General features: G+C 51.2%; 11 protein-coding genes. 7 read left to right on the top strand and 4 right to left on the bottom strand.

The genetic code is table 11. The annotated features are described in order from the left end of the window. The first annotated feature begins 31 nt into the window (after window positions 1-31). Window positions 32-1,351 carry a ferredoxin reductase family protein gene (locus VPR01S_RS01375; protein ID WP_021703494.1) on the top strand — a complete coding sequence of 440 codons (1,320 nt, stop codon included), beginning with the start codon at window positions 32-34 and terminating at the stop codon, window positions 1,349-1,351. Window positions 1,352-1,357: 6 nt separating this feature from the next. On the opposite strand, the gene VPR01S_RS01370 is transcribed toward VPR01S_RS01375, so the two are convergent. Further along, window positions 1,358-1,747: a winged helix-turn-helix transcriptional regulator gene (locus tag VPR01S_RS01370; protein ID WP_021703493.1), complete on the bottom strand. Its 390-nt coding sequence runs from the start codon at window positions 1,745-1,747 to the stop codon at window positions 1,358-1,360. 100 nt (window positions 1,748-1,847) lie between these two features. Between VPR01S_RS01370 and VPR01S_RS01365 the strand changes: the two genes are divergently transcribed. From VPR01S_RS01365 to VPR01S_RS01345, 5 genes are all read left to right on the top strand, one after another. Beyond that, window positions 1,848-2,492, top strand: coding sequence for a DsbA family oxidoreductase (locus VPR01S_RS01365; RefSeq protein ID WP_021703492.1), 645 nt, complete (start codon window positions 1,848-1,850; stop codon window positions 2,490-2,492). Between the two features lie 172 nt (window positions 2,493-2,664). Next, window positions 2,665-3,558 (top strand): hypothetical protein, encoded by an 894-nt coding sequence (locus tag VPR01S_RS01360; protein ID WP_021703491.1) that lies wholly within the window; start codon window positions 2,665-2,667, stop codon window positions 3,556-3,558. Window positions 3,559-3,778: 220 nt separating this feature from the next. After that, window positions 3,779-4,732: an ABC transporter substrate-binding protein gene (locus VPR01S_RS01355; protein WP_021703490.1), complete on the top strand. Its 954-nt coding sequence runs from the start codon at window positions 3,779-3,781 to the stop codon at window positions 4,730-4,732. Window positions 4,733-4,736: 4 nt separating this feature from the next. Further along, the gene (locus VPR01S_RS01350) at window positions 4,737-6,416 is read left to right on the top strand and encodes an ABC transporter permease (RefSeq protein ID WP_021703489.1); all 1,680 of its coding nucleotides are present in this window, start codon (window positions 4,737-4,739) and stop codon (window positions 6,414-6,416) included. Then, window positions 6,413-7,402, top strand: a complete 990-nt coding sequence (locus tag VPR01S_RS01345) for an ABC transporter ATP-binding protein (RefSeq protein WP_021703488.1) — start codon at window positions 6,413-6,415, stop codon at window positions 7,400-7,402. Before VPR01S_RS01350 ends, VPR01S_RS01345 begins: the two co-directional genes overlap by 4 nt. A gap of 75 nt (window positions 7,403-7,477) precedes the next feature. On the opposite strand, the gene budC is transcribed toward VPR01S_RS01345, so the two are convergent. The 3 genes from budC to budA are packed head-to-tail and all read right to left on the bottom strand — an operon-like array spanning window position 7,478 to window position 10,752. Then, a complete protein-coding gene (gene budC, locus VPR01S_RS01340; protein ID WP_021703487.1) occupies window positions 7,478-8,236 on the bottom strand; it encodes a meso-2,3-butanediol dehydrogenase in 759 nt (252 codons plus the stop codon). After that, window positions 8,233-9,936 carry an acetolactate synthase AlsS gene (alsS, locus tag VPR01S_RS01335; RefSeq protein WP_021703486.1) on the bottom strand — a complete coding sequence of 568 codons (1,704 nt, stop codon included), beginning with the start codon at window positions 9,934-9,936 and terminating at the stop codon, window positions 8,233-8,235. The genes budC and alsS overlap by 4 nt, the downstream gene beginning before the upstream one ends. 30 nt (window positions 9,937-9,966) lie before the next feature. After that, window positions 9,967-10,752 carry an acetolactate decarboxylase gene (budA, locus tag VPR01S_RS01330; protein ID WP_021703485.1) on the bottom strand — a complete coding sequence of 262 codons (786 nt, stop codon included), beginning with the start codon at window positions 10,750-10,752 and terminating at the stop codon, window positions 9,967-9,969. A 97-nt stretch (window positions 10,753-10,849) separates the two neighbouring features. Here budA and VPR01S_RS01325 point away from each other — a divergent pair, with 97 nt between their 5' ends. After that, a complete protein-coding gene (locus tag VPR01S_RS01325) occupies window positions 10,850-11,737 on the top strand; it encodes a LysR family transcriptional regulator (RefSeq protein WP_021703484.1) in 888 nt (295 codons plus the stop codon). Window positions 11,738-11,918 lie beyond the last annotated feature (181 nt).

Raw genomic sequence — 11,918 nt, 5'->3', positions numbered from 1 at the left:
TAATGGTGTCTGAATTTGTGGAGTGGTGAACATGCGTAAACTTTATGGTTTAGCCGCGGCGGTGCTGTTGATGGTGACGGCGTTTTGGTGGTCAGCTGACAGTGCCGTTCTGATCTCGGGAAGTTTCTTTCAGGTTCGGGCCGCACTGATCCAACTGAGTGGCATACTGTCAGTCACGCTGATGGTGATGGTCATGTTGCTTGCGTTGCGTCTGCCTTGGGTAGAGAAGTTGACGCATGGCCTGGACAAGTCGTATCGCTGGCACAAATGGTTAGGGATTGGCGCTGTCACCACCGCGATTGTGCACTGGCTTATCATCAAAGTCCCTAAATACCTTGTATCGTGGGGGCTACTCAGCAAACCCGTTAAAAATCATATCCCGCCAGACCCTGATTCCTGGTTCGCGCTGGTGGCTCCCTGGCACAGCGAGGCTAAATCGGTCGGAGAGTTGGCGTTTTACCTGCTGTTGGTACTGGCGCTTATCTCACTCAGCAAAATCGTTAAATACAAAGGATTCAAGTGGTCTCATAAATTGATGGCGGTATGCTTTCTCGCGATCGGTTTTCACTCCGTCGTATTGATTAAGCGAAACTACTGGCAAGAGCCCGTAGCGTTGCTTGTGATTGGAATGTGTCTGGTGGGCGTGCTTGCGGCACTCTGGAGCCTGAGCAATCGCATTGGCCGTGCGCGCCGGTACCCAGGCATAGTGCGTGAAGTGACTTACCATGAGTGTAATAAGGTGACCCACTTGGTGATTGATGTTCCCGAATGGAAAGGGCATCAAAGCGGACAGTTTGCCTATTTGCGCTGCCAGGGACATGAAGCACACCCATTTACTATTGCGTCTTATGATGACGGTTCGCATCAGTTGCAGTTTATGATCAAAGCGCTGGGGGATTTCACCTGCGGTTTGAATGGCCGCCTGAGCGCTGGTGACGAAGTGACGGTTGAAGGCCCGTATGGTGAGTTTGCATTCACTGATGAAGGGCCGGCTTTGTGGATTGCCGGAGGGGTAGGTATTGCCGCATTTAAATCTATTCTTGAGGAGCGAGTGAATCATCCATCGAGTTATCCGACCATCATGTACTACTGCACTGCGTGTCCGGATCCGAGCTTGATTGAGGAATTGCATCACAGTGCGCGTCTGGCGAATGTGACGTTACGCGTGCTCGACAGCCGGAGCGATGCTCGTCTGACCGCAGAGCGATTGCAGCGGGAAGTGTCGGGATTGCTCAAGCGCAATGTGTGGTTTTGCGGCCCGGCGATGTTTGCAGATTCACTGCGCCGAGGCTTGCAAGAGCAAGGGTTTGACGCTCGTCGTTTCCACCATGAGTTGTTTGAAATGCGCTAAACGCGATCAGCCATCGCGACGCTGGTTGGACTGGCGAATTTTGATTTGATGGGCTTCGGACCAGACACGCAGATCATCGAGAATTTTCAGTGCACTGCGCCCGAAGTCGGTCAGCTCGTAGCTGACGGCGATAGGGCGTTCACTGATCACTTTACGCAGCACCATCCCTTCACTTTCCAGCTCTTTAAGCCTTTGATCCACCATCTTTTTACTCGCACCACCGAGCATTCGAGCCATATCGTTAAACCGAACCGGTCCGTCTTTAAGGTGATAGATGATTGATCCTTTCCATTTACCGCCAATCAGACGCATTCCCTTCTCAATGGCACAGGGCTCGCTACAGGCGTTAACGACAGATTTTCGCCCGCGACTGTCGACCTGGATGTCACTTTTCATGCTGTTGGGTTCCTGATTTTCAGGTTACAAAAAGTAAACTGGTTGAAACTAACGTAAAGGTTACCATAATAAACCACATAACCCCTAAGTAAGGTAAAGTATGGCGAATAAAATTCAGCTCGATATTGTTTCGGACGTAGTGTGCCCTTGGTGCATCATCGGCTACAAGCGCCTGGAGCAGGCAATTCAGGAGCTCGGCATCGAAGAGCAAATCTCCATCGAGTGGCAACCGTTTGAACTCAATCCGCATCTACCACCAGAGGGTGAAAACCTGCGTGAACACCTGGCGAAAAAATACGGTACCACAGCGCAGGAAAGCGTACAGGCCCGAGAGAACCTGACACGTTTGGGCGCCGAGGTAGGATTTCAGTTCGATTATTTTGAAGAGATGCGCACGTACGATACCCGCGAAGCACACATCTTATTGCAGTACGCTAAAGAACAGGGCAAACAAACGGAGCTCAAACTACGTTTATTCAATGCCTTTTTTGCCGAGCGCAAAAATGTTGCCGATCGTGAAACCCTAGTCAGGGAACTTCAGGCGGTGGGGCTCAATGCCGATGACGCAATGCAGAGGCTGGACGATGTCGCAGTAAGAGCGGCTGTTGAAGGGAACGCACAGAGCTGGCGTGAGCTTGGCATTACGTCTGTTCCGACTGTGGTGTTCAATCGCAGCAGTGCGATCAGCGGTGCTCAGCCGGTTGAGGTCTACAAACAAATTTTGACGGAACTACTCGAAGAGTAAATGGCGATCGCCGGCCAGACGGTCGGCTTTTGGGTGGTGGAGTAGGGTATTAGGTCACTATTGGATTTCCCCTGAATTACGTGATAATAAATCCTGTTATTATTGTTGTCACTGAGCTGTCAATATTCTTTTTTACAGTTTGTTTTCCGGAAATAAATAACAGGAAGAACAGATGAAATATCAATGGATCGCATCGTTATCCGCGCTTTTTATCATTAATGCCGCACACGCTTCGACGGATATCACCTCCCGGGAATACAAATTATTGCTCGATACCGATAAGTTTACTTATCAGAGTGAAGCGAGCGACGTTGCCAATTATACCGTACAACTGGCGAGTGTAATTTCACAAGCAATCAACCGCAATGTATCGGGGAATGCCTCACTGGACAAAGAACGTTTTGTCTCTTATTGGGATGTACCCAATGCCTGTACTTTGCGCACGCTTGGCTATTCGTTTCGGGATCGCGTCAGTCGCTATGACGCCAATGACCGAGACGCCGCTCTGAAATTTCGCTCGTCAGATCGGTTTATCAGTGCGTACGAGGATTTGGCCTCAAACCGAAGTAAGGCCGAAAGCAAACTAGAAGATGACCTGTTGCTCGGCTCTGATGACGATATCTCAATTAAGGTTTCGCATTCCACCAAGATATCGGGTTACGGAAAAAACATTAATAAGATCGATGACATCTATGATGACTTTCCCGGCTTTGCTGCAAAATATGGCGTGATTGATGCAGATACGCCACTGAACCGGGTCGGCAACATTACGATGTATGAGCGCCGCTACAAAGGACAGGAAATCGATCTCGGTCAGTTTGATGCGGATTTGGTGGTGAGCCTGTGGTATGACAATCCTGCTCCGCTGCCAGGCAGCAAACCTGTTATTGCGGAAGCCTCGTTTGATTACGCTGACAATCAGGGTGAGTATACGCCCAAAGTAGTTCAGCGTGCTCAGCAAGCATTTCTTGCGATGGGCAAGATGTCTGACTGGGTGAAGCTGGAAGGGATAACGAAGACGCAATTTGTTTATCAATACGATGCTCAGTTTTGCAGCGGTCAGTAAATTAACATCGCAAAAAAGTAAACCAAAGTATGAATTTAAAGCGCTACCTTTCGGTGGCGTTTTTTATTTTTCAGCAAGGCTTTCCCTAAGTTTTTAATATCGAGTAGCATCATTGACGCCTTAATTTAAACGATTCTGGTTCATCGGCTTGTCATGATTTCGACATATATCCGGCGCAAGATATGGACTCTTATTGATGAGAGTATTTTCAGAGGGAAAGATGAAATTCGCATATTTGTTGTCGGCCACACTACTTTTAGGTTCAGGTGTTCACGCAGAAACGCTGACGGTTTATTCGGCGGGCCCCAAAGGGTTATCCAACGAGCTGATTCAGGGCTTTGAACGGCAAAGTGGTGCGAAAGTTGACCTGTATCAGGCCACCGGCGGTAAAATCATGTCCCGTTACCAGGCAGAAAAAGCCAATCCGCATGTCGATGTCATGATTTCGTCGTCACTGGGTCATGCCATTACGCTGGACAACGCAGGTGAATTACTTACGTACCAGTCACCAAACGCCGCTAAGGTGCCGGATTTCCTGAAAACCGCGACGTACACGGCGCAAGGTACGGCGGTGCTGGCCATTGCTTACAACACGCAAAGTCAGTTGCCGGTGCCTAAACGCTGGGCCGATCTGACCAAGCCAGAATACAAGAACAAAGTGACCATGCCAGACCCGAGTAAATCAGGGTCTGCACTAACTTTGGTGGAAGGTCTTGCGGACCAAATGGGTGAGTCAGCCTGGCAATTGTTTGCGGAGCTGAAGGCAAACGACGTGCTGATCCCCGGGCCAAACAAAGCGGCACTCAATCCAGTGTTGCAGGGCGCGAAATCGGCGGTTTTTGGGGCGGTGGATTACATCGGTCTCGGATTAAAAGCCAAAGGTGAAACATTGGAAGTGATTTACCCGGAAGACGGCACGGTCCTGGCTCCGCGTCCGATGATGATCTTGAAATCCACCCAACATGAGGCGTTGGCGAAAAAGTTTGTCGATTATGTCTTGTCAGACGAAGGGCAAACGCTGGTGGCCGATACTTTAATTCTTCCTGCCAGAACAGACATTGCGGCACAGCGCCCGGGCTATGCCGAACTCAATCTGATCCAGTTTGACGCCACTGCAGCAGCGGAAAAAGCCAAACAGACCAAAGACAAGTTCGCGCAGATCATGGGTCATTGATTGTATGTCGTTGTACGCGAATGCCAGAGGAGGGCGCCTTCCTCTGGCCTTTAATGCATTTTCTGTGGTGTCGTTGTTGATTATTATTGGTCTGCCAGTGTTATCGGTGATCTTGTTTGCGATATTCCCGCATTTCAATGAAGGATCGTTTCGCGCACCATTTAGCAATCTTTATCCTCAACTCAGCGACCCCGCTCTCATTGATGCTACGTTCAATTCCATTCGGTTAGCGACCTGCGTGACGCTGCTTTCCATCGCTGTCGCTGTGGTTCTGGCTTATGTGCGTAATAAAATGAGCGTGACTGCCGGGCGCTTCTGGGATGTGATGTTGCTGGTGCCATTTTTGATTCCTCCTTATATCGCTTCCATGGCCTGGATTCAGATGTTTCAGTTCAATGGCGTTTGGTATCGCTGGACTGGTGTGGATTTTTCGGCCTTTCTGTTTTCTTTCAGTGGCGTGGTATTTGTGATGACGATGCACCTGTTTCCGCTGGTGTATTTTTCTGCCAGCAATGCACTGCGGGTGATTGGTCAACGTTACAATGATGTGGCACGAATTTATGGGGCCGGGCGTTTGGACTTAGCCTGTCGCATTTTATTGCCATTGATGATGCCGACATTACTCGCCAGCGGACTGATTGTGTTTGTGTTATCAGTCGAGGAGTTCGGGACGCCAGATATTTTAGGCAGCCGCTTCGGCTTTGAAGTTATGGTCACAGCCATTGAAGAGAAGCTGACCGACTGGCCGATTGATTTACCCGGAGCTTCGGTGTTGTCGCTGATCCTGATCGCGATAGCGGTGTCAGCTTACCTGCTTCAACTGGTGGTGAATCGTAAATACGCTGCCAGTCTTGATGCCCAGACGATCACCTCGGCAGCAAACAGTTCGCGTGGCGCATGTCTGGTAGCGCATCTGTTGTTTACTTTGGTCGCGGTATTTGCGGTGATTCTGCCGCTGTTTTCAGTTGTGGCGGCGTCGTTGATGAGTACCGTGTCTCACGGACTGAGCTGGGACAACCTGACGTTGTCCGCTTATGCGGATCTGTTCACGTCGGGCAATGGCGCCGTAGAAGCCATATACACCAGCCTCGGGCTGGCGGCGATGACGGCGTTGATTGCCGCGGTGCTGGGGCTGCTGGTTGCGTTTACTCTGATTCGATTGAAGCCCAGGGGGAAAAGCGTCCTCGATGTGTTGTCTCTAATGCCCAATGCGGTACCGGCGATGGCTTTATCGGTCGGGTTAATTCTCACCTGGAATCAGCAGTATCTGCCCGTCACGCCGTACAACACAATAATGATCTTGTTGCTTGCCTACGTTTGCCTGATGTTGCCCTATCCAATCCGGATGATCACCAGTGCGCTGCGTCAGCAGCCATTTTCTCTGGATGAGTCTGCGGCGATTTACGGAGCCGACATTTTGCATATCGTTCGCCGCGTTTTATTGCCTTTGATGGTGCCTATTATGGTCGCCTCCGGATGCATCGTTTTTGCGATCTCAACCCGGGAGCTGGTGGCGTCATTGATGCTGGCACCGGCCGGAACGGAAACCGTTGCCACTTATGTATTTAACCAGTTCGACCAGGGCTCAGTGAGCGCCGGCATGGCGATGAGCCTGGTTGTGATTCTGGTGTCCGGTGCACTCATCGCACTCGGGCAGGGAATAGTAAAAAGATATACACCATGAACGCCATAAAAATCAGTCAAATCTCGAAATCGTTCGAGTCGAAGCGCATCCTGAATGACATCAACCTGGACATTCGTCAAGGTGAGTTCCTGACCTTATTGGGGCCGTCGGGGTGTGGGAAAACCACGCTGTTGCGTATCATTGCCGGTCTGGAAAGGCCAGATAGTGGTAGTGTCGTGACACCTGAGTCCGTTTATGTTGACACTCTAAATCAACATCAGCTCCCTGTATCACAGCGTGGGCTAGGGTACGTGTTTCAGGATTACGGCTTATGGCCTCACATGACGGTCTACGACAACATTGCCTTTCCGCTGGTACTGAAAAAACAACCGAAACACCTTATTCAACAGCAGGTTGCAGACGTATTGCAATTGGTTAAGTTATCCGGCCATGAGACCAAGTTACCGGAAAAACTGTCTGGCGGGCAAAAGCAGCGCGTCTCTATTGCCCGCGCTCTCGCGGCGTCACCAGCGATCATTTTGATGGATGAGCCGCTGTCGAATCTGGATGCCAATTTACGTGAAGAACTGGGGCTGGAGATCCGCCAGTTGACCAGCCAACGCGGGATCACCTGTATCAACGTGACGCACGATCGCAAGGAAGCGCAACTTTTGTCTGACCGAATTGCGCTGATGAAAGACGGTGTCATTCACCAACTGTCGGATCCGGTGACGCTCTTTCAAAAGCCCGTCAGCCGCTGGGCGAGTGAGTTCCTCAATGCAGGAAACCTAATCGACGGTAAGCTACTCAATCGTGCGGAAGGAATGTGGCTGGTGCCAAGAACGGCCTTCACGTTAGTGCAACAACCGAATGAGGCGCAGGTCGAGATAGAGGTGAAGGATTGTCTGTTTCTGGATGATCGGTTTGAAGTGGTGGGCGAGTTGCACGGCAATCGGGTTTGTTTTTACAGTGATCGTCCTCTCCGGGCAAACGATATAGTGTATTCGGCGTTAAATGATGCGGTGCTGGTGCCTGTCGCAAGTTGAAATAAGAGAACGACAGATCAGCGCAGAGCCGAAAAAGGAGGTGAAACGTCTCTGGCTGATCTGTCGGTTTACGGCTTACACGATTTTAGGCTGTCCATCGGAAGCGGTGGCGCCGCCGTCGACAGGCAAGTTCACACCGTTGATGAACGAAGCATCGTCACTGGCGAGGAACGTCACCACAGACGCGATCTCTTCTGGCTCAGCGGCGCGGCCTAATGCAATGCGTTCGTTGAATTTGTCGCGAATATCCTGTGGCCAGCCATTGGTCATGTTGGTTTTCACCAGGCTTGGGCAAACCGCATTGATACGCACGCCATCACCGCCGTGATCCAGTGCCATCGCGCGGGTCAGGTTAACGACCGCCCCCTTGCTGGCACAGTAAAATGCGGCGCCCCAATCGCCACCCAACCCCGAGACGGAAGCGGTATTAATCATGCTGCCTTTGGTTTTTAGCAATTCAGGCAAAGCAAATTTGGCGCAGTAGACCACGCCGTCAATGTTCACCGAAGAGATTTTCTTCCAGTCGTCGACGCTGCCTTCAATGACCGAGCCCGGCACATGCACGCCGGCATTGTTGACCAGAATATCCAGCTTGCCGAAACGAGCGACCACATCGTTAATCAGTGCAGCGACTTTGTCCGGGTTGGAAACATCGATGGTGTGGGCAGAGACACGTTGCTTGTCGAAGCCCTCAACCGCGTTGGCGAGCTGTGTTTCATTCCAGTCCGCCAGAGCAACGTTGACGCCTTCATCGTAAAGGCGTGTTGCGATAGCCAGGCCAATACCATTGGCGGCACCTGTCACTAATGCGACTTTGTTTTTTAATCCTCTCATGCGATTTCTCCTTCGAAACTTACGAAAACAGGGTCTTGATTCTTTTCAGTGCGCGGCAACATCAGTTTGTAGTTATCGCTGTAATCGACGGGAATGGCCACCACAGCAGGGCCTTCAACGTCCATGGCCTTTTTCAGGGTGGCAGCCAGTTCATGCTGGTTGGTGACGGCAAAACCTTTGGCGCCAAACGACTCGGCGTATGCTTTGAAATCAATCGGGCCGAATTTCACCCCGGAGAAGCGCTGATATTTCTTCACTTCTTGCATTTCCACCATGTTGTAGGCGTTGTCGACCCATACGATATGGACGATGTTGCATTTCAGCCGGACAGCGGTTTCCAGTTCCATACTGGATTGCATAAAGCCGCCATCACCAGATACCGACACCACTTTGCTGCCGGGTTTCAGTAAGCTGGCACCGATCGCCCATGGCAAGGCGACGCCCATGGTTTGCTGACCGTTGGAGATCAGCATCTGACGCGCGCGGAAGCAGCTCAGGTAGCGGGCAATCCAGATATGGAAGCTGCCCATATCGAGACAGAGTGTGGTGTCTGGCGTGATGATCGCTTGCATCGCTTTGATCAACGCCAGTGGGTGAAAACCCTGCTGGCTGTAGACGTTGGGGTAGGTTTTGATCACCTGACGTTGCAGAGCTACCTCTTCCAAAACGGAGAGCGCAGTGGGCGAGAGACGGGCGTACTCAGAGATGCGGCTGCCCATTTGATCGAGGGACTGCGCAATGTTGCCGACGATTTCGACACAAGGCTGGTAGTTAAGCTGATATTCGGCCGGCTCGATGTCGAGGTGGATCACTGGGCAGCGCTGGCTGTTCCACAGTTCTGGGTCGTACTCAATCGGGCTAAAACCAATGGTGAGGATCAGATCGGCATCGCGCAACAGCACATCACCGGGCTGGTTATTAAACAAGCCGACGCGGCCAGCAAAGTGGTGATAATAATTGATATCAACCGTACCTGCTGCCTGATAGGTGCCGACCACCGGCAGTTGTGTTTTTTGCAAGAAGCGCGCGATGGCGGCGGCGTTTTCACTGCGACTGGCGTGCAAACCGAGCAGTACCACACAGCGCTGAGCCTTACCGATACGGTTGACTGCTTCTTCGATTGCTGCGATGTCAGCGCAACCGGGCTGGGTGTATCCAGACGGGGTTATTATGTCGGTCTGGGTTTGATCGGACAACACATCTTGCGGCAAGCTGAGGAAGCATGCGCCCGGGCGGCCGGACTCGGCAATGCGAAACGCGTTTGCCATGATTTCACTGGCGGCGTCGACATGCTGCACTTCGGCGCTGAACTTGGTTATTGACCGAAAAATGCTGACCGTATCCATGCTCTGATGCGTCTGTTTTTGCTGATCCGTGCGTTTGACTGCGCCGCCGATGGCGATCAGCGGATCGCCCTCTGAGTTAGCGGTGGCGACACCAGAGACCAGATTGCCACAGCCAGGGCCGGAGGTTACCAGCGTGACACCAGCCTTACCGGTCAGCCGGCCGACAACTCCGGCCATAAAGGCACCGTTGGCTTCGTGTCGCACCGGGATCATCTGGATACTGGTGTCTTCAATGGCGTCAAACAGGCGATCGATTTTGGCACCGGGGATGCCAAAAATGTATTTGATGCCGAGTGATTCCAGCTGCCTGGCGATTAACTGTGCGCCATTTTGTTTTGAAGGTTTGGATTGCATTTGTTGTCCTTATTATATTGCCTGACGTTGTTATTTTTCCGCCTTTTCGATGGCGGTACGAATGTCTTCCGGAGCCAGATTGGCGCGAAGAAAATCCGCGGAAGCTGGGGTGTCGATCACCAGTCGCGATACTTTGCCAATCTGGAGGAATCCTGACGAAATGCTGTAATCCTGAATATGGCCACCTCCCTGGCGGTCATCGGTAATAAAATGTTCGTGATAGCCGGGCACATTGATTCCCGTCGTGTATTTGGGACTACGAAATCCAGCCACGACCCCTTGTTTTTGAGCGAAACGGAAGGTGGGCTGCTCTTTGACCACCTCAAGCATGGGTCGGTAAGGCCGGGTCTGTTTAGGCACGGTGCGGGTGCGGACAAAGTCGAAGATGCCATCAATGCGGATCGCGCAGAACAGATTATCGCTCGGAACCATGTCGTCGATCAGTTCGTGCACGGCGTCGCGGGACATACGTGAAGTCAGTGGCAGTTCGATATCCGGTTTGAAAAATGTCATGACCGCAAACGGGGTTTTCTGCGCCATGTCTGCCGGGTTGGCTGAACCATCGGATTTGAGTTGAAAGACTTCTTTGTCAAAAGCAATCAGCTCACCATCGAGCTGATTAAATGTGCCCAAACCAAAATCGCCGTGCTCCAGCAATTGCTCTATGGTTGTTGAGCCTTCGTAAACACCGGCGATCAGGGCGCTCATCAACGAGGTCTGATAAATCTCACCATCACCAGTAACGTGATGGTATTCGGCAAATTCTTTCGCTACATCGAGCGAACAAGCACACAGAGGGTTGTAGAATCCACGCATGAGTTAAACCAATTATGCAATGAAGTGTATATTTAGATTGACTTCCTCCGGGTGCTAAATCCAATATAAAAAAGATTTATTTTGATATGGAAAAAATATGGAATTCCGTTACCTGAAGTATTTCGTCGCGGTTGCCCAGACGCGCCATTTTACAAGGGCTGCCGAACAGCTTGGCATCGCTCAGCCGCCACTCAGTCAACAGATCAAAAAGTTGGAACATGAATTGGGTGTGGATCTGTTTAAACGCTTGTCCAGAGGGGTAGAGCTCACTCGCGCTGGGGAGGTGTTTTATACCGATGCGGTGAATATTCTCGCTGACGCGGAGCGGGCCAAAGCGAAAGTCAGGCAGATTGCGCGCGGCGAAAATACGGAAGTGAAAGTCGGCTTTGCCACCTCAACATCGACTTGTATTCCTGTTCTGGAAAGGATGGGGCGAATTCAGGGCGATGGCATCAACTTGCAGGCCGCTGAACTGCCCATGCCGGAGTTGGCCACTCAGTTAAAGAACAAACAGCTGGATCTCGCGATCATGCGTTTGCCTTGTTATGCCAGCGAGCCTTTTGAACGCAAACGGCTGTTTGATGATCCGTTTGTTGCTGTGATTCCAGCCGGTCATCCATTGGCGCAGTTTAAACGTATTCAAATGACACAGCTCAGAGAGCAGAAAATCTTATTGTTTCCGCGTGAAACCGGGCCAGCCTTGTTTGATGGCATGAACACGCTGCTTGCAGACGCCGGAATACGGCTTGAGCGTCAATTTGCCGCGCCGCAACTGCGCACCACGATTGCGATGGCTCAGGCGGGGCTGGGGATTGCGATTGTGCCGCGCTCACTGGCCGAACATCTGGACAACGCGGCGGCGGTAGCGGAGATAGAGGACATGCCAATGACCAGTCGGATTGTGGTGGCCTGGGAGGGATCTAACCTCAATAAACAGGCGTTAAAAGTGGTCGCTAAAATCACTCAGGCTGAGTCTGAACAATAACGTCGGCATATTTTTAATCGGACATGTAAACCATGTTCTATTCTATTTAATAGCGCTTAATGTCATTAGCTTAAATATGGATTTTCGCAACAATGAAATTAACAACCCGTTTTATGTGATGTTCCATCAATAGATACGGTCTGTATGCTTACATCATCGCCCCTGCGTTATACTCTGGCAG

This window comes from Vibrio proteolyticus NBRC 13287 (genome assembly GCF_000467125.1).
Taxonomy (GTDB): Bacteria; Pseudomonadota; Gammaproteobacteria; order Enterobacterales; family Vibrionaceae; genus Vibrio; species Vibrio proteolyticus.
The sequence above is the reverse complement of the archived record's forward strand: the minus strand, read 5'-3'. Positions and strand labels throughout refer to the sequence as shown.